This is a genomic window from Blattabacterium cuenoti (assembly GCF_014252255.1).
Lineage (GTDB): Bacteria > Bacteroidota > Bacteroidia > Flavobacteriales > Blattabacteriaceae > Blattabacterium > Blattabacterium cuenoti_J.
Genome location: NZ_CP059213.1, coordinates 607,516 through 628,934 on the forward strand (window position 1 = coordinate 607,516; position 21,419 = coordinate 628,934).

Sequence of the window (21,419 nt, forward strand, 5' to 3'; positions counted from 1 at the left end):
AGAATAATAACCTTGAAGGGATTCGAACCCATACCATAGAAATCGGAATCCTATATTCTTTCCTATTAAACTACAAGGTTATTTGAGATTATTGTTATTAAATATATTCATTGTTTTTTGAATTCCATTTTTTATAAATGAAAATATTATTTTCATACCTATATCTAATTTAGATAATAAATAATCTATTTCTTCATTTTTCCAATTTTCTAATACATAATAATTAATTTTTTTTTTAAAATGATTATTAATTCCAAAACGAAGACGTGCATAATGTGATGTTCCTATTTCTTTTTCTATACTTTTTAATCCATTATGACCTCCACTACCTCCTTGACTTTTTAAACGAAAATCACCAAAATTTAAATAAATATCATCAGATATTATAAGAATATTTTTTAATAAAATTTTTTTTTGTATCATCCAATATTTAACAGAAATACCACTATTATTCATCCAAGTAGAAGGTTTTAAAAAAATAATTGATTTATGATCATAAATAAACTCAGAAATAAATCCTAATTTTTTTTTTGAAAAAAAAATAGAATATTTTTTAGAAATTTGATCTAAAATAAAAAATCCTAAATTATGTCTTGTTTTTTCATAAAAAAATCCAGGATTTCCTAATCCTATTATTAAAAATTTATCCATTTTTTTTTAAAAAATTAATGAATAATTTCATATACGGTAATACCGATATTTGACGGAGATTTCACTATATGTATTCCACTTTTTTCCATTATTTTCATTTTTACTTGTGCTGTTTCTATTTTTTTACCTATAATAGCCCCAGCATGTCCCATTATTTTTCCTTTAGGCGCTGTTTGTCCTGCTATAAAACCTATTATTGGTTTTTTTTTATTCAATTTTTTTATATATTCTGCAGCTTCAATCTCTAAACTTCCTCCTATTTCTCCAATCATAACAATACATTCTGTTTCTTGATCATCTAAAAATAATTTTATAATATCTTTCATACTCATTCCAATAATAGTATCTCCTCCTATACCAATAGCTGTGGAAATTCCATGCCCATATTTAATAATTTGATCTGCTGCTTCATAAGTAAGAGTCCCTGATCTAGATATTATACCTATTTTACCTTTTTTTCTAAAAACTGAATTAGGCATAATTCCTACTTTAGATTTTTCTGGAGAAATAATTCCAGGACAATTTGGACCAATTAAACAAGATTTTCTTTTTTTTAAGAAAGATTTTACTTTAATTATATCCGAAACAGGTATTCCTTCTGTAATACAAACAATTAATTCAATATCAGAGAATACAGATTCTAAAATGGCATCTGAAGCAAAAGGAGAAGGAACAAAAATAACACTTACATTTCCTCCTGTTTTTTGAACTGCTTCTTCAACAGTATTAAAAATAGGAACTCCTAAATAAAATTGACCTCCTTTTCCTGGAGTAACTCCACCTACTATAGATGTTCCATAATTAATCATTTGTTCAGTATGAAATAACCCCTCTTTTCCAGTTAATCCTTGTACAATAACTTTAATATTTTGATCTATTAAAATACTCATAATTTTTTTTCTAATTTATGAAAAATTTTTACTCTCTAATTCTTTCTATATAAGATCTATTATCCGTATTAATTTTAACAAAATCTCCTATATCTATAAAAGAAGGAACCAATAATTTAATTCCTGTTTCTAAAATAGCAATTTTATTGGTATTATTAATAGTATATCCTTTTTTTACAATTTCTGTATGTTTTACTTTTAAAATAACCGTAGAAGGCATCTTTAAAAATAAAAAAATCTTTTCTTTTTCATTTTTAATATGAAAAAAAATAGTAATCCTCATTCCCTCTTTTAAAAAATCTATATTTTTAATTAGTTTTTTTTCTATTTGTATTTGATCATAATTTATTTCATTCATGAAATAAAAAAAATTTTTTTCTTTATATAAATACTGATAAAAATTAGATTCTACTTTTACTTCTTTAATTTTATGTTTTGATGAAAAGTTATTTTCTAAAATATTACCTGTAATTATATTTTTTAATTTAGTTCTTATAAAAGCATATCCTTTTCCTGGTTTTACATGAAGAAAATCAATTATTTTATATACTTCTTTATTCCATTGTATATATAAACCTTTTTTAATCTTCATTTTTTTTTTTAATATTATTCGTAATTTTTAGTTATTTTAGCCATAACTTCAGCTTCTACTACAAGTTTATTATTTACATACCCTCTTCCTTGCATATGAACTATTCCTCTTTTCAATGCTTCTAATAAATCTACTTGAAAAATAATGATATCTCCAGGTACTATTTTATGTTTAAATTTAACTTTGTCTATTTTTAAAAAATAAGTAGAATATAATTCAGGATTATCTAATTTATTTAATATAAGTATTCCTCCTACTTGAGCTATAGCTTCTATTTGTAAAACACCAGGCATAATTGGTTCTTTTGGAAAATGTCCTATAAAAAAAGATTCATTCATAGTTACATTTTTAACTCCTGTTATACTATTTTCTGTTAAATCTATAATTTTATCTACCATAAGAAATGGAGGTTTATGAGGTAAAATTTTCATAATTTTTTTGATATCTAAAATAGGTTTACTTGCTAAATTCAATTTAGGAATATCATTTTTTTTGAATTTTTTAACTTTTTTAATTATTTTTTTTAAAAATTGCATAATAATATAATTATCTGGCTTATAAAAAATTAATTTACCTTTTAATTTAGCTCCTATTAAAGTTAAAAAACCTATAATATCTAAAATAAAATGTTTAGCTATTTCATTAGATTCTTGAAAATTAACATCAAAAAAAGAAAAAAAAGGAGACATAAATTTTTTTTTTCTTTCCAATTGATTTTTTAATAAAAAATTATTTTTTTTTTCATGAATAATACAAAAATTTTTTGAATTAGCTATTTTTTCTTTAAATTGATTGATACTTTTTAGTATTGCATTTTGTATATTCATAAATTTTGATTCAAAATCTATAATACTTATAATTTCAAGTTTTTTAGAAGGTAAAGCTATAATTAATGATCCTGTTTTTTTATTTTCATAATAAATAATTTCTTTTATTGAATAATATTTTCTATTTGCAGTTTGTTCTATAACTCCAACTTTTTCAATTGCTTCTACAAAAAATTTAGAAGAACCATCCATTATTGGAATTTCTATATTATCTAATTCTATAATAATATTATCTAAATCCATTCCAGTAAGAGCAGCGAGAATATGTTCAATTGTATAAATTTTAAATCCATTTTTTTCTAAAATAATACCTTGATCTATTCTTTTTTTTAATAAAAAATAAAAATGAGCTTTTATACAAAATTTTTCTTTTATATCTGTTCTTATAAAAATAAATCCTGTATGTTCTGGAGCAGGTTTAAAAGTAATAGTTACTTTTTTTTTAGTATATAAACCGAATCCCTGTAAAGAAATTTTTTTTGTAATAGTTTTTTGTTTATCAAACATATAATAAGAAATTTATTCCCTTTTTTTAGGATTTCAATTTTATTAAAAAAAATATTTAAAAAAAATAAAAAAATTTATGTAATTTACTAATCGTTTATTTTTTTAAAATATGAATTTTTTAAGACGTATTATTTTTTTTTTATAGGTTTTATTATTGGTATTTTAATTTTATTTTTTTTATTAAAATAGAAAAAATAGTATAAATAAAAATTTTTTAAGTAAAAGTAAAATAATATGAAAAGAACATATCAACCTTCTAATAGAAAAAAAGTTAATGTTCATGGGTTTATGAAAAGAATGAATACAAAAGCAGGACGTATGATTATATCTAATAGAAGAAAAAAAGGAAGAAAAAAATTAGCAGTTTCTAATTATAAAAAATAATCAAATTAAAAAATATTAAAATATTCTATATCTCCAATTTTTGGATAATTTTTTCCATAAAAAGTTTGTCCTGGTAGAATAAATTCTTCATAAGCAAAAAAATTTGATAAATCTCCTATATCAACAATCTTATAAACAAAAGAAAGATTTTTTTTATCAAAATTGAATTTTTCAAAATTCATTAATCCTATATCTATTATAAACTTATCATTGTTTTTTTTGATTTGAATTTTTCGATAAATTTTATCTAATAAAATATTTTTATTTTCTGGAATAGAAAAATAAAATTTATAATTTTTTTCAAGATTATCTTTTTGATAAGAAATAAAATAAAATCCTGCAATAATAGATAAAAAATTATATTTTCTTATTTTTTCTTTTTGATTATCTTTAGGATAATTTCCTGCTTCAAATAATACACAAGGATAACCTCCTTTTTGTAAAGTATCTCCAGTTGCTGTAGGATAAAAATTATCAGAAAATCGACCAATTGATCCAATATTAGGTAATACTTTTTGTATTTCTTTTGTAATAAAATATATAATTGCCATAGATTTTTTTCTAGAAGAAAAAAAATTAATATCTTTTTTTACAGAAACAGAAGGTGATAAAAAAGATAAAATAGCAGGATTAAAATATTTATCCCCTACATTGTATATACTTCTTTGATCATGTAAGTTAAAAAGAATATGAGGTTTATATTTATAAATTTGTTGAAAAAGAATTTTTATTTCTGGAGATTGTAAACGAATTGCATCTCTATTTAAATCAATATTTATTGCATTTCTTCTTTGAAATTTTTCAGATCCATCAGGATTTAACATTGGAATATAAAAAATAGTTAAATTTTTTCTGAAAAATTGAACTAAATCATGATCTTTTTGTTTTGAAAAAAAATGAAAAATATCAAACATAGATTTTGTTCCTGTAGTTTCATTTCCATGCATTTGAGACCAAATAAATATTTTAATTTTTCCAACTCCCCATTGAATTTGAAAAATTTTTCTTTTTTCTATAGATAAACCTATAGGATTAATAGAGCATATATTATTATATTTTTCAATAATTTCTAATAAATTACAGTATCTAAATATTTTAGAAGGTTTTATACTATGATCTTTAAAAAATTCATAATTATGAAATATAGATTTAATATTAAATAACGACATATTTTTTTTATTTTTTCTTTAAAAGAATTATATATTTATTTTTTTATGTAAAAAAATAAATAAAAATGAAAAAATTACAAAAAATAATAAATAATAAAAAATGAATTATAATTACTAAATTAAAATTAAATGATTTTATAAATCATTAATATATTAATATCTAAATATTAAATTGTATTTTAGATATAAATGATATATAATTTCATATTATATATATTATATATATGAACAGGAAAAAATGAATTTTTTATTATGAAGAATTATTTTAAAATAAATTACATAGAGTCTTTTTTATTAATAGTTGCATTTACTGCTTTAAATTTTTTTAATGTAATTTTTAGAAAATTATTAATTTCTATTAATTTACCTGATAATATGATATTTTCAATATCATATACTTTACCTTTTCTATTCTTATTTATTTTTATTTCTCATCAATCTCAAAAAAAAAATATTTTTATAGATCTCTCTATGAGATTTTCACCATGGTATACTTATATTATTATTTTTTGCATGATGTTTTGTATGATTATTATTAATGAATATATTTCTTCATTTCTTCCTAGAGAAGGACCTATATTAGGAAATATGTATAAAGAAATTGAAGAATTTTTAAAAAAAGAAATAAAAAATACAATTCCTTTTTTTTCAACCACAATATTACTAGCCCCTATATGTGAAGAAGTTCTTTTTAGAGGAATTATTTTAAATGGAATGTTAAAAAATAAAATACATCCAATTAAAGCTATCTTATTTTCTTCATTTTTATTTGGATTAACTCATATGAATCCATGGCAATTTGTAGGTGGTCTTATTATTGGATCTTTTATAGGATATATTTATTATGTCACATCTTCTATTATAAATTGTATATTATTACATATTTTTAATAATTCTTTTGCCATATTGAGTATGTTTTTTTTCATAAAAAATGAAAATATTATTTCACAAAAACAAGATAAAGAGCCTAATTTTTTATTAATTTTAATAACTTCTTTCACTATAATAATAATAGGTTCGATTTTTTTATTTAAAAAAAGAAAACAATTATGAAAAACTTTTTTTTATAAAAAAAAATTATATGAAATAAATATTGATAATAAAAATTTAATTTTTAAAAAATTAATTTATTTTCTAAATAAAAGAAATTTTTGATAATGCAAAAACCTTCATTAACTATTTTGGGATGTCATTCTTCCATTCCTACAAATAAATTTCATCCTACTGCTCAAATATTGGAAATGAAAGGGTTTTCTTTTCTTATTGATTGTGGAGAAGGAACACAAGTTCAACTAAGAAAAGCTAAAATAAAATTTAATAGAATAATACATATATTTATCTCTCATTTACATGGAGATCACTTTTTTGGATTAATTGGACTATTATCTACATTTCATTTATTAGGAAGAGAAAAATCTGTTAATATTTATGCACCAAAAGGATTAAAAGAAATTATAGATGTTCATTTTAAATGGTCTTATACTAAATTAAAATACTATATCGATCATATTGAATTATCATCTCAAAAATTGGAAAAAATAATGGAAAATGAAAAAATAGAAGTTTTTTCTATTCCATTAAAACATAGAATTTATACTAATGGATTTTTATTTAAAGAAAAATCTAGTAAAAGAAAATTAAATATGGAAGAAATTAGAAAAATTCCTGATATAAAAATATTAGACTATAAAAATTTAAAATTGGGAAAAGATTTTAAAACAAATGATGGAAAAATAATTCAAAATAAAAAATTAACTTTTGATCCTCCTAAAAGATTATCTTATGCTTTTTGTTCAGATACTTCTTTTTATCTTCCTATAATTGAACATATCAAATATGTAGATTTATTATATCATGAATCTACTTTTTTAAAAATAGAAGAAAATAGAGCTATGAATACAGGACATTCAACAGCAAATCAAGCTGCATACATAGCTAAAAATGCTAAAGTTAAAAAATTATTATTAGGACACTATTCGAATCGATTCCCAAATATTAAAGAATTTGAAAAAGAAGCAAAAAAAATATTTTCCAATGTAGAAGCATCACTCCCATTAAAAACATATTATTTATAAAATAATATTATTTATTCTTTTTGAAGAAAAAATAGATATAATTATTCCTAATATAAAAATAATACTTATTACTATACAAGAATCTATCATTGTTATTTTTATAGGAAAAGGAATTTTTTCTGTTACTTTAATTATATGATATTTTTTTTGTATAAAAGAAATTAAATATGACATAAATAATCCACTAAAACATCCAAAAATAGTAATTAAAAAACCTATATAAAAAAAAATAATTTTTATTTTATTAATAGTGAATCCAAGACTCCATAATGTAAAAATTTCTTTTTTTTTATCTAATTGTAATATACAAATAGCACTAAATAAATTTAATATAGTAATAAATGTTATTAAACTGAATAAAAAATAAATAAATATTTTTTCTGTATTTATAACTTTATAAAAAGCTTTTTCTTTTTCTACATGTGTGATTATATTAAATTTAGATCCAAATTTTTTTTGTAAAATTTTTTTAATTTTTTGAATATTAGCTTTTTTATCAATTTTAATTTCTAATTTTTGAATTCCTTTTTTTTTTATAATATTTTGAATATCATATAAATTACAAAATAAATATTCTATATCCATTTTTGGAAAAAATTGAAAAAAACCTTTGATCCAAATTTTTTTTTTTATAAAAAATGGAAAAAAAATATTATTTTTTTTTTTATAAGAAAAAAATAATATTTGATAAGGAATATTCATATTTTTTTTTTTACTAAATATGATTGGGAAATAAAATTCTATAGTAGATAATCCTACATAAACATTTAAATAATTAGGATATAAAGTATTTATTAAATCTACTTTTTTAAATTTTTTTATAACTTTATCGTATTCTTCATCTATTCCTTTTAAAGAAAGAAAAAATTCTTGATTATTATAATAAAAAAAAACTTTTTTTTCTATACTTTTAGAAAAAGATATAATCTCTTTTATAGATGTGATTTTTTTTTCTATAGGTTTATCATAAATAAATAAATCTCCTTCATGAGAAGAAGAAATAATAATATCTGGATAATAATTTTGATAAAATTTTTTATTTAAATTTTCTAATCCAGAAAAAATAAATAAAATTATAGATAAAGAAAATGTAGAAATATTAAGAGATATAATAGATAAAAAAACAATAATATTTACAATATTAGTTTTTTTTTTAGAAAAAAAATAACGTATAGCTATATAAAATTCTGTTTGAAACAATGGAATATTTAATTAAATTCATTTTTTGATACCAAAAAATCTAATTTTGGTATTTTTTTTACACGATATCTAAGTCTTTTAGAAAGTAATTTTCTATAAAAATGAGATTTAGAACGTATTAATTTTAATATATATTTATTAAAATAAGGATAAATTTTTATGTATATTTTCATAAAATTCATATCATTATTTATAGATACCTTTATAATGGTAACTAAAAATTTTTTATTATTTTTATTTCTAATTTCATTATCAATAATTTCTGCTATTTCTATAGAAAATATTGAAGATAATTTTTCATTTTTAATAAAACTAATTTCTTTCATAATTTTATAAATTAAATCAAAAAAATTTTTATAGAAATCATAAATAATATGAAAAAAACTTTCAAAAAATTTGTAATAGGAATAATAATGTTGTATACTTGCAAAAATTACATTATTTATTAGGTCCCATAGCTCAGTTGGTTAGAGCACCTGACTCATAATCAGGGAGTCGCTGGTTCAAATCCAGCTGGGACCATTTGATTTTTTCTATACTTACTTTTTAAGTACCTAATTTTATTATTAATTATTATTAATAGTATTAATATTATTATTTATTTTATCTGAAATAATATAAACAAAAGATCTATTTTTTTTCATTTTTTTAAAATGAACATATCCACTTTTTATAGCATATAAAGTGTGATCTTTCCCTATTCCTACATTTATTCCAGGATGATGTTTAGTACCACGTTGACGAACTATTATATTTCCAGGATTTACATATTGATTTCCATATATTTTAACTCCTAATCTTCTTCCTATTGAATCTCGACCATTTCTAGAACTTCCTGAACCTTTTTTATGAGCCATTTTTTTTAATTATTGTTTTTTTCTAAAAAAGAAATTACTTGAATTTTTGAAAAAATAGGTCTAAATCCATTTTTTACTTTATATCCTTTTCTTCTTTTTTTTTTAAAAATAAAAATTTTTTTACCTTTTATATGTTGTAATATTTCTACTTGAACGCTTATATTTTCTAAAAAAGGATTTCCAAAAAAATGAAGTCCTTTTTTAGAAAACATAAAAACTTTATTTAATAATATTTTATCACCTATTTTCATAGAAATATGAGGAATATAAACATATTTTTTTTCAAAAAGTTTAAATTGATTCCCTTTTATATTGACAATAGCGTAAGTCATAAAATTTTAATATTTTAATAATAATTTTTTTGCTTTTAAAAGTCCTTCAAATAAATAATCTATTTCTTTAAAAGTATTATATACAGAAAAACTGGCACGAATCATACCTGAAACTTTAAAAAAATTCATTAAAGGCTGTGCGCATAAATGTCCAGTACGAACAGTAATTCCTAAACGATCTAAAATACTTCCTACATCAAAACAATGTAATTTATTTAAATTAAAAGAAATAATACTAGATTTTTTAGAAAAATCTTTGATTTCTCCATATAATTGAATTCCATCTATAGTACTCAAACGTTGAATTGCATATGATAAAAGTTCTTTTTTATAAGATTGTATTTTTGATAAACCTATTTTTTCTATAAAATCTATAGCTGAACTCCATACAATAATTCCTTCTATATTTGGAGTACCAGCTTCAAATTTAAAAGGTAAATCTGAATAAGTCGTTTTTTCAAAACTTACATTTTTAATCATTTCTCCTCCAAATTGATAAGGACAAATAGTTTCCAATATTTTTTTTTTACCGTATAATATTCCAATTCCAGTTGGACCATACATTTTATGTGCAGAAAAAACATAAAAATCTGTATTTAAATCTTGCATATTTAAATGTAAATTAGAAGGGGATTGAGCTCCATCAATTAAAACTAATGCTCCATATTCATGAGATTTTTTAATAATATATTTTATAGGATTAATAATTCCAAGAACATTAGATATATGACTAATAGATACTATTTTTGTTTTTTTTGATATTAAAAATTCAAAATCTCTTAATTTTAAATATCCATTATTATAAATAGGAATTATTTTTAAAATAGCTCCTTTTTTTTTACAGATAATTTGCCATGGAACAATATTTGAATGATGTTCAATACAAGAAATTAAAATTTCATCTCCTTTTTTAATCAAATAACTAATACTAGAAGCTACTAAATTAATAGATTCTGTTGTTCCTTTAGTAAATATAATTTCTGAAGAATATTTTGCATGAATAAATTTTTGAATTTTTTTTCTTGTATTTTCTACTTGATTTGTTGCTTTTTGACTAAGATAATGTAATCCACGATGCACATTAGCATTCGTTGTAAAATAATATTTTTGAATAGCTTGAATTACTTGTAAAGGTTTTTGAGTTGTAGCTGCATTATCTATATAAATTAAAGGATTCGAATAAATTTTTTCTTTTAAAATGGGAAATTGTTTTCTTATTTTTTGTATTTCTTTTTCTGAAAACATATTAAATTATAAGTGTTTATTTAATTTTTTTTTCATTTTTTGATAAATAAATTTTTTCAATTCAAAAATTGAAATAGTATTTAATATTTCTTTTAAAAAAGAAAGTAATAATAAAATTTTTCCATTTTTTTCAGAAATACCTCTTGATTGAAGATAAAATAATTCTTTTTCTTGAATATTTCCTATAGTACAACCATGTGAACATTTTACATCTTCAGAATAAATTTCTAATTGAGGTTTTGTCTGCATACATGCTTCATCAGAAAGAATAATATTACTATTTCTTTGAAAAGCATTTATACCTTTAATATCTTTATTAATAATTATTTTTCCATTAAAAATACCTTTAGATTTATCAAATAAAATATTTTTATATAATTGATAACTATAAGCATCAGAATATAAATGATCTATTAAAGTATTTTGATTTACAAGTTGTTTTTTTGATAAAATAGAAATACCATATAAATAAGAATAAGTTTTTTCTCCACTAAAAGAAAATTTTAAATTATTTTTAATAAAATTTTTTTGAAAAGAAAAAGTATAAACGGAACATTTACTATATTTTTTTTGTTTTAAAAATGTATTATCTATTATAGAAGTTTCTCCCTTCAAAGAATCATTTTGTATTTTATAATAATCCACTTTACTATAATCAGAAGCATAAATTTCACTAACAGAATTAATAAAAGTTAAATGTTTTTTTAAACATTTATGATGTTCAATTATTTTTACATAAGAATGTTTTCCTACTATAATTAAATTTCTAGTATTCATCATAATTTTATGATATTCTAAACCAGTCGAAATATGTAATATTTCGACTGGTTTTTCTAAAATAATATTATCAGGTATGTAAATATATGCTAGATCTTTTGTAAAAATGGTATTTAAAGTATAAAAAACATCATATTTATATGATATTTTTCCATAAAAATTTTTAAATTCATCTTTTTCTTGAGATGCTATATTTGATAATATAACATTATTTTTTATTCCACATAATTTAGAAAGAGAATAATCATATTTTCCATCTATAAAAATAAAAAGAAAAGATTTTTCTTTTTTGAGAAAAATAAAATTTTGAATATTTTTATATTCTATATTTTTTATATTATTCTTTTCACTTTCACAAAGAATATGATAATCATGATTCATAATTGAATTTATATTCATGTTTTTCCATTCTTTATTTTCAGTAAAATAAGAAAATCCTTTTTTTTTGAAAAAATTAATATGTTTTTTTTTAAAAAATGAAATATAAGAGTTGTCTTTTTTTTGACATAAATAATATTTATTGATCAATGAAATTATTTTTTCTTTTAATAGCATTCAATTAATGTTAAATTATATTATTTATTTTATGAAAAATTTTTTTTTTTTAAAATCCAATCGTATCCCTTTTCTTCTAATTTTTCAGCTAATTTTTTATTTCCTGAATGAATAATTTTTCCATTATATAAAATATGTACAATATAATCTGAAAGAAGATAATCTAATAATCTTTTATAATGAGTAATAATTAAAAAAGAATTTTTTTTATTACGAAAAGTATTAATTCCTTGAGAAACTATACGTAAAGAATCTATATCTAAACCTGAATCTACCTCATCTAAAATAGATAATAAAGGATCTAACATCATCATCTGAAATATTTCATTTCTTTTTTTTTCTCCTCCTGAAAATCCTTCGTTTAAAGAACGGTAAATAAAATCTTTTTCAATATTTAATTGAAAAGATAAATATTTTATTTTATCTAAAATCTCTTTAGCAGACATTCTTTTCATATTTTTTGCTTTTCGAATAGAATTTATAGCTGTTTTAATAAAATTAATAATTGAAATTCCTGGTATTTCTATTGGATGTTGAAAAGAAAGAAAAATTCCTAAATGTGCACGTTCTTCTGGAGAAGAATTTAATAAATTTTTATTTAAAAAAAAGATATCTCCTTTGGTTATTTTATACTCTTTTTTACCAGCTATTATAGAAGCAAGAGTACTTTTTCCAGAACCATTAGGCCCCATTATAATATGAGTTTCCCCTGCATTTATTGTTAAATCAACACCTTGAAGAACTTTTTTATTTTCTATAGAAACATGTAAATTTTTTATACTTAACATAATTTATTTAAACATTATCCTAATTATCCTACGGATCCTTCTAAAGAAATTTCTAAAAGTTTTTGAGCTTCTACTGCAAATTCCATAGGTAATTTTTTTAAAATTTCATTACTAAAACCATGAACTATTAAAGAAATCGCTTTTTCTGTATCAATTCCTCTTTGATTACAATAAAAAAGTTGTTCTTCTCCAATTTTTGAAGTAGTTGCTTCATGTTCAACTTGAGAAGTCGAATTATTATATACATTAATATATGGAAAAGTATGTGCACCACATTTGTTTCCTATGAGTAAAGAATCACATTGAGAGAAATTCCTAGAATGAATAGCTTGAGAAGCTATTTTAACTAATCCTCTATAATTATTTTGAGCTTTTCCTGCAGATATTCCTTTTGATATAATTACACTTTTTGTATATTTTCCAATATGTATCATTTTTGTTCCCGTATCTGCTTGTTGAAAATCTTTAGTTAATGCTAAAGAATAAAATTTTCCCATAGAATAATCTCCTTTTAAAATACAAGATGGATATTTCCATGTAATAGATGAACCCGTTTCTACTTGTATCCAAGATATTTTTGCATGTTTATCACATAATCCACGTTTTGTAACAAAATTAAAAACACCACCTTCTCCTTTTTTATTTCCAGGAAACCAATTTTGAACAGTAGAATATTTTACTTCAGAATTTTCTAAAGCTATAATTTCTACTACCGCTGCATGTAATTGATTTTCTTTTTGCTGTGAAGCGGTGCATCCTTCTAAATAGCTTACATAAGAATCTTTATCTGCAATAATTAAAGTTCTCTCAAATTGACCTGTTCCACTTTCATTAATACGAAAATATGTTGATAATTCCATAGGACAACGAATTCCTTTTGGAATATAACAAAAAGAACCATCTGAAAAGACAGCTGAATTTAAAGCAGCATAAAAATTATCATTTTTTAAAACTACTGATCCTAAATATTTTTTAACAATTTCTGGATATTTATTTAAAGCATCATTAATAGAACAAAATATAATTCCTTTATCTTTTAATTTTTTTTGAAATGTAGTGGCTAAAGAAACAGAATCTAATACTATATCTGTAGCTACTCCTGAATAATTTTTTTTTTCTTCTATAGGAACTCCTAATTTTTCAAATGTATTTATTAATTCTTGATCTACTTCTTTTAAATTTTTTAAATTTATTTTTTTTTTAGGAGCAGAATAATAACTTATTTCTTGAAAAATTGGAACATTATACTTAATATTTGCCCATTTTGGAGGTTTCATTTTTTTCCATATATGATAAGATTCTAATCTCCAATCTAACATCCATTTTGGTTCATTTTTTTTTTCTGTTATTAAACGAATAATATCTTCATTTAATCCAATTGGAATTTTATCTGATTCTATTGGAGTGTAAAATCCATATTTATATTCAGATTCAGTAAAATTTTCCAATATTTTATTATTGTCTTTCATTATTTATGATGAAAAACTTTTTCCACATCCACAAGTATGTTTTGCATTAGGATTCTTAAAATAAAATCCTTTTCCATTTAATCCATCTGAATATTCCAACGTTGTTCCTTCTAAATAAGGAATACTATTTTTATCTATTAATATTTTCATTTCTTGATATTGAAAAATAGTATCCCCTGTTTTTTTTTCTTGATCAAAAGAAAGTTCATATGACATTCCTGAACATCCTCCACTTTTAACACCAAATCTTAAAAATGAAACATTATGAGAAAGACCTTTCTCTTTCATAAGAGAAATCAATTTACTTTTAGCATTTTCAGATATAAAAACCATAATATTTATAATTTTTTTTAAAAAAAGTTAAAAACAAAGATATGTAATCAATTTTCATTTTTTTTTATTTAAATACCAAGTAATTTTTGTTATTCCTTTTTTTATTCCCCATTTTTTTGACATTCCAGCATTAATTTCTAAAATGTATTTTATTTTTGATGGTAAATCAACTATTTCAAATTTTCTCATAGGACTCACATATTGATTTACAAAAATTACAGTATCAAATTGATTTATATAAATAATATCTAAAAAAATTCTCATATTTTCCATATCAATTCTTTTATATTCTTCTTGATTTTTTATAATAAATAACATCCCTCTATTTTCTTTCAAAAAAGATCTATATTTTAATCCATTTCTTTTTTCTGTAGCTTTATCAGCTAATTCTATATCTATTTTTTTTATAATAGAATTTTTATTTTTCATATATAATTCTCCATGTTTAATAAATTCTATTTCTAATAATTTTCCTATATCTAAAAATAGATTATTATCACTTCTTTCAGAAGAAAGAATAAAAAAAAATGAAATTATAATCAAAAAAATATTAATTTTTTTCATTATGAAAAAAATATTTTCTAAACTTTAAAAGAATAAATAATCCAAAAATAATAAAAGGAATACTAAGACATTGTCCTGTATTTAAATATAAAAAATTAAAAATTTCCTCTCCTTGTGGTTCTTTTAAAAATTCTAATATAAAACGAGCAGACCAAAGGAAAGTAAAAAATATTCCAGATAAAAATCCATTATAAATTTTTTTTCTTTTATAAGAATATAAATACCATAATAATAAAAAAATAAATAAATAACTAATTGATTCATACATTTGTGCAGGATGTCTAGGAACTATTTCTCCATATTCTGTATCCATTTTCATAAATTTAACTGCCCATGGTAATTTTATATTACATGGTTTTCCTACTATTTCAGAATTAAAAAAATTTCCTATTCTAATAAAAACAGCGGATATAGAAACAACTATACAAAATCTATCACATATCCAAATAAAAGATTTTTTAAGAATTTTTCTACTATAAAAAAAATTTGATAAAATAATACCTATAGCAGCTCCATGACTAGATAATCCTCTATAACCAACAAATTCATAACCTTTTATAAAACCTAATAAATAATGATTATTATTTTCTTTTATAGGAAGGAAAGCTTCTATCCAATGATCTGAAAAATATGAAAAATCATAAAATAAAACTTGGCCTAATCTCGCTCCAATAATAGTTCCAAAAAAAGTACATATCAACAAAGGATCCAAATATTTTAAATGTATATTTTCATTTTTAAAAATGACTTTCATAATATACCATCCTAATAAAAAAGAAATAATAAACATTAAACTATAAACATGAACATAAAAACCTTTCCATAAAGAAAATTTATAAATAGGATCCCAATTGATATATTCTAACATTGTAATAAAAAATTAAATCGTAGGAGGATCAAATCCTGAATCTCCCCAAGGATTACATTTAATAATTCTCTTTAAACTAATAAAAATGGCTACGAAAATATTATATTTTTTTAAAGATTGAATCATATAATATGAACAAGTAGGAATATATCTACAATGATTTCCTATCCATGGAGATATACACATTTGATATAATTGAATACTTTTTATAAAAAATTTTATAATAATTTTCATGCAATATTAATTTAATTTTTTTTAATAAAATTTAAAGAAGAACCCGCTTTAAACCATTGAATTTGTTTTTCATTATAAGAATGTTTTACTATAATTTTTTCTTTATATCCATTATTATGAATTAATTCTATATTTACATGTTTTTTTGGTTTAAGATCTTTTATATAAAAATGAAAAATATCTTCTTCTTGAATTTTTTGATAATCCAAAACATTCAAAAATGTTAAAGCTAAAATTCCTTGTTTTTTTAAATTTATTTCATGTATTCTGGAAAAAGATTTGACTAAAATAACACGAACTCCTAAAAATCTAGGTTCCATTGCTGCATGTTCTCTTGAAGAACCTTCTCCATAATTTTCTTCACCTACAATCAAAGTAGATATATTTCTTGATTTATAAAATTTAGCTATATTAGAAACTGTATTATAATTTTTTGTTAATATATTTTTTACTTTATTTTTTTTATAATTAAAAGCATTAACTGCTCCTATTAATAAATTTTCAGAAATTTTTTCTAAGTGTCCTCTATATTTAAGCCAAGGACCAGCCATTGATATATCATCTGTAGTACATTTTCCTTGAACTTTTATTAAAAGTCTTACATTTAATAAATTATCTCCATTCCATTCAGGAAATGGAGATAAAATTTGTAATCTTTTTGAATTTTTTTTTATTATTACAGATAATTTTTTTTTATTTATTAAAGGATATTCATATCCTAATTCTTTTAAATTAAAATTTTTATTAGGTAGTTCCATTGCCTTAGGTTCTTCAAATTTTACATATTCTCCTATCTCATTTTTTAATGAATCTTTTCTAGGATCAAAAGTCAAATTTCCAGAAAAAATTAAAGAAGTGACAATTTCTGGAGAAGCTATAAAAGCATGTGTTTTTGGATTTCCATCATTACGAGATGCAAAATTTCTATTAAAAGAGTGAATAATCGTATTTTTATCATTTTTATTATTTTTTCTAAACCATTGTCCAATACAGGGGCCACAAGCATTAGAAAATATTTTTGCTCCAATATTTTCAAAATCAGAAATAAAACCCTTTTCTTTAATCAAAGAATAAACTTTTTTTGATCCTGGTGATACTAAATATTCTGAAGAAATTTTTAATTTTTTATTTTTTGCTTGTTTAATAATAGATATTGCTTTTGATAAATCTTCAAAAGAAGAATTGGTACATGAACCAATTAATCCTGCTTCTATCCTTGTAGGCCAATTATTTTTTATTGCTTCTTCTTTCATTTTAGAAATAGGAGTTGCTTTATCAGGAGTAAAAGGTCCATTTATGTATGGTTCTAAAATATTTAAATCTATCTCTATTACTTTATCATAGTAATTACATGGATTTTTATAAACCTCCGCATCTGCCTTTAAAAAATCTTTTATTTTTTCCGCCATCATAGAAACTTTTTTTCTTCCATTTTTATCTAAATAATTCTTCATTCTAATATCATAAGGGAATAAAGATGCAGTAGCACCTATTTCAGCTCCCATATTACATATAGTAGCTTTTCCTACACAAGAAATATGATGAATATCTTTTCCAAAATATTCTATAATAGAATTTTTAGCTCCTGAAACTCCAATCATTCCAGATAATTTTAATATTATATCTTTTGGAGATGTCCACCCATTTATTTTTCCTTTTAAATGAACTCCAATTATTTTAGGAAATTTTAATTCTAAAAAATAACCAGCCATAACCTCAGCAGCCTCTAATCCTCCTACTCCTATTGCTAACATTCCTAATCCTCCAGCGTTAGGTGTATGAGAATCAGTCCCTATAATCATTCCTCCAGGAAAAGCATAATTTTCTAAAATAACTTGATGAATAATACCTGATCCTGGCCCCCAAAATCCTATTCCATATTTATGTGATGTTAATCTTAAAAAATTAAAAATTTCTTCATTTTCTTTTATAGAATTTTTTAAATCTATTTGTGATCCATTTTTTGCATATATCAAATGATCACAATGAATAGTAGTAGGTATAAAAGTCTTGCATTTTTTAGTTTGTATAAACTGAAGTAATGTCATTTGAGCCGTTGCATCTTGCATAGCAAGACGATCTGGAATAAAATTATTATAACGTTTTTTTATTAAATTTTTAGAAATTATTTTTTCAGATATTTCAGATAAATGATAATACAAAATTTTTTCTGAATAAGTCAAAGGATGATCTATTATATTTCTAACTTTTTGAACTATAATTTGAAAATTTAAATAAAAATTTCGAATTTTATTAAAATCAAAAATCATAAATTTTTATATAAATTTAAGTAATTGTGAGACTTATACAATAAATAATTATTTTTTTTTATAAAAATATTAATTTTTTTATAAAAATATATTGGATTATATACATGTATACAATGCTTTGCATTTTTTATCGTTAAAATTTTTGCTTATTGGAAATAAATGGAATATATGATTCTAATCTTTAGAAAAAAAGATAATTGGAATTTTCTCCACGTAAAAAAAGTAACGATTCATTGTACAAACCTTATTTCTTTATATATCATACATGATAGATGAAAATCCTATAAATATTTTCTTGAATATAAAAATTAACTTTTTTTAAAATTTTTTTAATTTTAATTTTTATAAGAATTAGATCAATAATAATAATTTTTTTGCAAAAAAATTCCAATTATATCCATTTCCAAATAATCCATGAAAACCTAAAAAAAATAGGTATTCCATTTCCAAAAATTTTAGAATGTAATATCATATTTATTTTATAAATCCTCTTTTTTTACACGATAATGATGTTATTCTATGTATTCTTTTTAAATAACTTTGAATTGTATTTTCTAATCCCATATATAGAGATTCACTAATTAAAGCATGTCCAATAGATACTTCTGATATATAAGGAATTTTTTCAATTAAAAAAGAAATATTATCTAAATTTAAATCATGTCCAGCATTGATAAAAAGATTATTTTTAACAGCTTCTTTTGCTGTTTGAATATAAGGATGAATACAATTCAACTTTTTTTTGGCATATTCAATAGAAAAATTACCAGTATATAATTCTATACTATCTACTCCGGTTTTAGCCGCATATACAACTAATTCCGGATTTGGATCTAAAAATATAGAAGTTTTAATTCCATGAATTTTTAATTTTTTTACTTTTTTAGTTAAAAAATGATGATAATTAATCATATCCCATCCTGAATTTGAAGTAATTGCATCATTTTTATCAGGAACAAAAGTAACTTGATCCGGTTTTACGTTCAATACTAATTCCATGAATTTATCAGTTGGATTCCCTTCAATATTTAATTCCGTTTTTATTATAGAACGAATATTATAAACATCTTTATATGTAATATGTCTTTCATCAGGACGTGGATGAATTGTTATACCTTGACATCCGAATTTTTGAACATCTACTGCTACTTGTAAAAGATTAGGAATATTTCCTCCCCTTGCATTTCTTAATGTAGCTATTTTATTTAAATTTACACTTAATTTAACCATTTTTTAAAAAAAATTCTTTTTTAGTTACTTGTGTAACTTCTAAATTAAATTCTTTAGCCGCTGTTAATAAATGATCAAAAACACTGGCTTGTATTTGTTCATATTTAATAGATTCAGAGGTATTTGTAAAACAATATAATTCAATAGGAAGACCATAAGGAGTTGGCTCTAAATGTCTAACCATAAGAGTTTCTGATTGTGAAATTTTTGGATGTTGATATAAATATTCTAATGCATATTGACGAAATAAACCAATATTTGTTAATCTTCTTCCATTAAGATCTATACGAATATCAATATTTTTTTCTTTATTAAAAAAATCTATTTCTTTTTGTTTTTTTAGAATATAATTTTTTATTAAATAAACATGTTGAAATTTTTTTAATTTATCTTGGTTACAAAAATGAAAAGACTGTATATTAAATAAAATAGATCTTTTAATTCTACGTATATTTTTTTGACGCATTACTTCAAAATTAGTCACAGCAGTAGAAATTAAATCATAAGTAGGAACACTAGTTATAGTTTTATCAAAATTTTCTATTTTAGCAGAAGTTAAATTAATTTCAATAACTGTTCCTTCTATACTATATTTTCGAATTCCTATCCAATCACCTACTTTTATCATTTTAGTAGATGCCATTTGTACACCTGATACAAATCCAAGAATAGTATCTCTAAAAACTAATATAACAATAGCTGTTATAGCACCTAAACTAGTAAGTACAGTGATTAAATCATTTTTTGTAAGAATAGCAATAATAATTAAAATACAAAATATAATAGATATAATTTTTAATAATTGTGAAAAAGATCGAACTGCTATTGTTTGGTGATTATTTTCACTTGTAGCTATTCTCATAATGGAATTTACTATTCTAATCCAAAATTGTAAAACAATTAAAACAAATAATATATCAAATATTTTTTCTAAATAAATAATAATTGTATGATAATTTTTAAAAAAAGGTTTAATTAATAAAAATCCAATAGATAAAGGAAAAAAATGAGCTAAACTGTCAAAAACTTTATTTTCATATAAAATGTTATCCCATAAAAAATGAGTAGAATATACAATTCTTCTACCTATAAATCGTACACCTTTATTAAAAATAAATTCTAAAATTATTAATAAAATAGTAAAAAATAATATTTTTCCAATTATAATAAAAGTTACAGTTCCCCATTTTTTTAAATCAAAATTTTGAAAAATTTCATAAATTCCTTGAATTTGAAAAATTTTTACTAATATTTTTTCAATAAAAATTTTATAATACATAAATAAATATTCTTCTTCTTATTCTTAATAATAATGAAATAATGATATACTGATATATATTTATATTGATCTATGATATAGATCAAAATAATTTAGTAATATACTACTAATGTATATAATGTATACTAATATTTAATTATTTAAATGTTATTAAATAATTAAATAATAACATTATTATTACATTCATTAAGTTGTTTTATAAGTTTTTTTCAAAAATTTCATTTTTATTTCTTATGTTTTGCTAGATTGAATAATATAATAGATATTGAATTTATTTCTTGTGAAAGATAAAAATTTTGATTCAATTTTTAAATTTTAAATTT

Annotated in this window: 23 protein-coding genes and 2 tRNA genes; 4 read left to right on the forward strand and 21 right to left on the reverse strand. The window is 21.0% G+C overall.

The genetic code is table 11. The annotated features are described in order from the left end of the window. Window positions 1-7 precede the first annotated feature (7 nt). From H0H41_RS02930 to fabZ, 5 genes are all read right to left on the reverse strand, one after another. A tRNA-Arg gene (locus H0H41_RS02930) sits at window positions 8-80 on the reverse strand. Then, window positions 79-651: an aminoacyl-tRNA hydrolase gene (gene pth / locus H0H41_RS02935; RefSeq protein ID WP_185872204.1), complete on the reverse strand. Its 573-nt coding sequence runs from the start codon at window positions 649-651 to the stop codon at window positions 79-81. The genes H0H41_RS02930 and pth overlap by 2 nt, the downstream gene beginning before the upstream one ends. A gap of 14 nt (window positions 652-665) precedes the next feature. Beyond that, window positions 666-1,541, reverse strand: a complete 876-nt coding sequence (gene sucD, locus H0H41_RS02940) for a succinate--CoA ligase subunit alpha (RefSeq protein ID WP_185872205.1) — start codon at window positions 1,539-1,541, stop codon at window positions 666-668. A 28-nt stretch (window positions 1,542-1,569) separates the two neighbouring features. Next, complete coding sequence (locus H0H41_RS02945; protein ID WP_185872206.1) at window positions 1,570-2,133, reverse strand: elongation factor P; 564 nt, start codon at window positions 2,131-2,133, stop codon at window positions 1,570-1,572. A gap of 14 nt (window positions 2,134-2,147) precedes the next feature. Then, window positions 2,148-3,467: a 3-hydroxyacyl-ACP dehydratase FabZ gene (fabZ, locus tag H0H41_RS02950; protein WP_185872207.1), complete on the reverse strand. Its 1,320-nt coding sequence runs from the start codon at window positions 3,465-3,467 to the stop codon at window positions 2,148-2,150. A 234-nt stretch (window positions 3,468-3,701) separates the two neighbouring features. Here fabZ and rpmH point away from each other — a divergent pair, with 234 nt between their 5' ends. Beyond that, entirely contained in the window at window positions 3,702-3,851 is a 150-nt protein-coding gene (rpmH, locus tag H0H41_RS02955; protein WP_185872208.1) for a 50S ribosomal protein L34, read from the forward strand. Window positions 3,852-3,856: 5 nt separating this feature from the next. On the opposite strand, the gene H0H41_RS02960 is transcribed toward rpmH, so the two are convergent. Beyond that, window positions 3,857-5,020 (reverse strand): M14 family zinc carboxypeptidase, encoded by a 1,164-nt coding sequence (locus tag H0H41_RS02960; RefSeq protein ID WP_185872209.1) that lies wholly within the window; start codon window positions 5,018-5,020, stop codon window positions 3,857-3,859. 252 nt (window positions 5,021-5,272) lie between these two features. On the opposite strand from H0H41_RS02960, the gene H0H41_RS02965 reads away from it, so the two are divergent. Then, a complete protein-coding gene (locus tag H0H41_RS02965) occupies window positions 5,273-6,073 on the forward strand; it encodes a type II CAAX endopeptidase family protein (RefSeq protein ID WP_185872210.1) in 801 nt (266 codons plus the stop codon). A 104-nt stretch (window positions 6,074-6,177) separates the two neighbouring features. Further along, the gene (locus H0H41_RS02970) at window positions 6,178-7,095 is read left to right on the forward strand and encodes a ribonuclease Z (RefSeq protein ID WP_185872211.1); all 918 of its coding nucleotides are present in this window, start codon (window positions 6,178-6,180) and stop codon (window positions 7,093-7,095) included. Here the strand turns inward: H0H41_RS02970 and H0H41_RS02975 are convergent. Beyond that, window positions 7,090-8,295, reverse strand: a complete 1,206-nt coding sequence (locus tag H0H41_RS02975) for an ABC transporter permease (RefSeq protein ID WP_185872212.1) — start codon at window positions 8,293-8,295, stop codon at window positions 7,090-7,092. The two genes, H0H41_RS02970 and H0H41_RS02975, sit on opposite strands and share 6 nt — an antisense overlap. Before the next feature lie 8 nt (window positions 8,296-8,303). Then, window positions 8,304-8,621: a ribosome-binding factor A gene (locus tag H0H41_RS02980; RefSeq protein WP_185872213.1), complete on the reverse strand. Its 318-nt coding sequence runs from the start codon at window positions 8,619-8,621 to the stop codon at window positions 8,304-8,306. Window positions 8,622-8,743: 122 nt separating this feature from the next. Here H0H41_RS02980 and H0H41_RS02985 point away from each other — a divergent pair. Next, a tRNA-Ile gene (locus tag H0H41_RS02985) sits at window positions 8,744-8,817 on the forward strand. Between the two features lie 44 nt (window positions 8,818-8,861). Here the strand turns inward: H0H41_RS02985 and rpmA are convergent. The 13 genes from rpmA to H0H41_RS03050 all read right to left on the reverse strand — a co-directional run bounded on the left by rpmA (window position 8,862) and on the right by H0H41_RS03050 (window position 21,096). After that, window positions 8,862-9,152, reverse strand: a complete 291-nt coding sequence (gene rpmA / locus H0H41_RS02990) for a 50S ribosomal protein L27 (RefSeq protein WP_185872214.1) — start codon at window positions 9,150-9,152, stop codon at window positions 8,862-8,864. 5 nt (window positions 9,153-9,157) lie between these two features. Then, window positions 9,158-9,484, reverse strand: a complete 327-nt coding sequence (gene rplU / locus H0H41_RS02995; protein WP_185872215.1) for a 50S ribosomal protein L21 — start codon at window positions 9,482-9,484, stop codon at window positions 9,158-9,160. Between the two features lie 6 nt (window positions 9,485-9,490). Further along, window positions 9,491-10,729 carry an aminotransferase class V-fold PLP-dependent enzyme gene (locus tag H0H41_RS03000; RefSeq protein WP_185872216.1) on the reverse strand — a complete coding sequence of 413 codons (1,239 nt, stop codon included), beginning with the start codon at window positions 10,727-10,729 and terminating at the stop codon, window positions 9,491-9,493. A 6-nt stretch (window positions 10,730-10,735) separates the two neighbouring features. Further along, window positions 10,736-12,061, reverse strand: coding sequence for a Fe-S cluster assembly protein SufD (gene sufD, locus H0H41_RS03005; protein WP_185872217.1), 1,326 nt, complete (start codon window positions 12,059-12,061; stop codon window positions 10,736-10,738). A 29-nt stretch (window positions 12,062-12,090) separates the two neighbouring features. After that, window positions 12,091-12,849 carry a Fe-S cluster assembly ATPase SufC gene (sufC, locus tag H0H41_RS03010; RefSeq protein ID WP_185872218.1) on the reverse strand — a complete coding sequence of 253 codons (759 nt, stop codon included), beginning with the start codon at window positions 12,847-12,849 and terminating at the stop codon, window positions 12,091-12,093. 23 nt (window positions 12,850-12,872) lie between these two features. Next, window positions 12,873-14,318: a Fe-S cluster assembly protein SufB gene (gene sufB, locus H0H41_RS03015; RefSeq protein ID WP_185872219.1), complete on the reverse strand. Its 1,446-nt coding sequence runs from the start codon at window positions 14,316-14,318 to the stop codon at window positions 12,873-12,875. 3 nt (window positions 14,319-14,321) lie between these two features. Then, window positions 14,322-14,651: a HesB/IscA family protein gene (locus H0H41_RS03020; protein WP_185872220.1), complete on the reverse strand. Its 330-nt coding sequence runs from the start codon at window positions 14,649-14,651 to the stop codon at window positions 14,322-14,324. Window positions 14,652-14,705: 54 nt separating this feature from the next. Further along, the gene (locus H0H41_RS03025) at window positions 14,706-15,215 is read right to left on the reverse strand and encodes a DUF192 domain-containing protein (RefSeq protein ID WP_185872221.1); all 510 of its coding nucleotides are present in this window, start codon (window positions 15,213-15,215) and stop codon (window positions 14,706-14,708) included. After that, window positions 15,202-16,083, reverse strand: coding sequence for a prolipoprotein diacylglyceryl transferase (gene lgt / locus H0H41_RS03030; RefSeq protein ID WP_185872222.1), 882 nt, complete (start codon window positions 16,081-16,083; stop codon window positions 15,202-15,204). Before lgt ends, H0H41_RS03025 begins: the two co-directional genes overlap by 14 nt. A gap of 12 nt (window positions 16,084-16,095) precedes the next feature. Next, window positions 16,096-16,317: a membrane protein insertion efficiency factor YidD gene (gene yidD, locus H0H41_RS03035; protein WP_185872223.1), complete on the reverse strand. Its 222-nt coding sequence runs from the start codon at window positions 16,315-16,317 to the stop codon at window positions 16,096-16,098. Window positions 16,318-16,328: 11 nt separating this feature from the next. Beyond that, complete coding sequence (locus tag H0H41_RS03040; RefSeq protein ID WP_185872224.1) at window positions 16,329-18,587, reverse strand: aconitate hydratase; 2,259 nt, start codon at window positions 18,585-18,587, stop codon at window positions 16,329-16,331. A gap of 474 nt (window positions 18,588-19,061) precedes the next feature. Continuing rightward, the gene (locus tag H0H41_RS03045; protein ID WP_185872225.1) at window positions 19,062-19,817 is read right to left on the reverse strand and encodes a pyridoxine 5'-phosphate synthase; all 756 of its coding nucleotides are present in this window, start codon (window positions 19,815-19,817) and stop codon (window positions 19,062-19,064) included. After that, complete coding sequence (locus H0H41_RS03050; protein ID WP_185872226.1) at window positions 19,810-21,096, reverse strand: mechanosensitive ion channel family protein; 1,287 nt, start codon at window positions 21,094-21,096, stop codon at window positions 19,810-19,812. The genes H0H41_RS03045 and H0H41_RS03050 overlap by 8 nt, the downstream gene beginning before the upstream one ends. Window positions 21,097-21,419: the final 323 nt, after the last annotated feature.

What these genes read in the sequence shown, in the direction of transcription:
- H0H41_RS03000 (WP_185872216.1), bottom strand. Translation starts at nt 10,729, where the DNA reads ATGTTTTCAGAAAAAGAAATACAAAAAATAAGAAAACAATTTCCCATT.
- sufD (WP_185872217.1), bottom strand. Translation starts at nt 12,061, where the DNA reads ATGCTATTAAAAGAAAAAATAATTTCATTGATCAATAAATATTATTTA.
- H0H41_RS02980 (WP_185872213.1), bottom strand. Translation starts at nt 8,621, where the DNA reads ATGAAAGAAATTAGTTTTATTAAAAATGAAAAATTATCTTCAATATTT.
- lgt (WP_185872222.1), bottom strand. Translation starts at nt 16,083, where the DNA reads ATGTTAGAATATATCAATTGGGATCCTATTTATAAATTTTCTTTATGG.
- fabZ (WP_185872207.1), bottom strand. Translation starts at nt 3,467, where the DNA reads ATGTTTGATAAACAAAAAACTATTACAAAAAAAATTTCTTTACAGGGA.
- rplU (WP_185872215.1), bottom strand. Translation starts at nt 9,484, where the DNA reads ATGACTTACGCTATTGTCAATATAAAAGGGAATCAATTTAAACTTTTT.
- H0H41_RS02970 (WP_185872211.1), top strand. Translation starts at nt 6,178, where the DNA reads ATGCAAAAACCTTCATTAACTATTTTGGGATGTCATTCTTCCATTCCT.
- pth (WP_185872204.1), bottom strand. Translation starts at nt 651, where the DNA reads ATGGATAAATTTTTAATAATAGGATTAGGAAATCCTGGATTTTTTTAT.
- H0H41_RS03020 (WP_185872220.1), bottom strand. Translation starts at nt 14,651, where the DNA reads ATGGTTTTTATATCTGAAAATGCTAAAAGTAAATTGATTTCTCTTATG.
- H0H41_RS02965 (WP_185872210.1), top strand. Translation starts at nt 5,273, where the DNA reads ATGAAGAATTATTTTAAAATAAATTACATAGAGTCTTTTTTATTAATA.
- sufB (WP_185872219.1), bottom strand. Translation starts at nt 14,318, where the DNA reads ATGAAAGACAATAATAAAATATTGGAAAATTTTACTGAATCTGAATAT.
- yidD (WP_185872223.1), bottom strand. Translation starts at nt 16,317, where the DNA reads ATGAAAATTATTATAAAATTTTTTATAAAAAGTATTCAATTATATCAA.
- H0H41_RS03040 (WP_185872224.1), bottom strand. Translation starts at nt 18,587, where the DNA reads ATGATTTTTGATTTTAATAAAATTCGAAATTTTTATTTAAATTTTCAA.
- H0H41_RS03025 (WP_185872221.1), bottom strand. Translation starts at nt 15,215, where the DNA reads ATGAAAAAAATTAATATTTTTTTGATTATAATTTCATTTTTTTTTATT.
- H0H41_RS03050 (WP_185872226.1), bottom strand. Translation starts at nt 21,096, where the DNA reads ATGTATTATAAAATTTTTATTGAAAAAATATTAGTAAAAATTTTTCAA.
- rpmA (WP_185872214.1), bottom strand. Translation starts at nt 9,152, where the DNA reads ATGGCTCATAAAAAAGGTTCAGGAAGTTCTAGAAATGGTCGAGATTCA.
- sufC (WP_185872218.1), bottom strand. Translation starts at nt 12,849, where the DNA reads ATGTTAAGTATAAAAAATTTACATGTTTCTATAGAAAATAAAAAAGTT.
- rpmH (WP_185872208.1), top strand. Translation starts at nt 3,702, where the DNA reads ATGAAAAGAACATATCAACCTTCTAATAGAAAAAAAGTTAATGTTCAT.
- sucD (WP_185872205.1), bottom strand. Translation starts at nt 1,541, where the DNA reads ATGAGTATTTTAATAGATCAAAATATTAAAGTTATTGTACAAGGATTA.
- H0H41_RS02945 (WP_185872206.1), bottom strand. Translation starts at nt 2,133, where the DNA reads ATGAAGATTAAAAAAGGTTTATATATACAATGGAATAAAGAAGTATAT.
- H0H41_RS02960 (WP_185872209.1), bottom strand. Translation starts at nt 5,020, where the DNA reads ATGTCGTTATTTAATATTAAATCTATATTTCATAATTATGAATTTTTT.
- H0H41_RS03045 (WP_185872225.1), bottom strand. Translation starts at nt 19,817, where the DNA reads ATGGTTAAATTAAGTGTAAATTTAAATAAAATAGCTACATTAAGAAAT.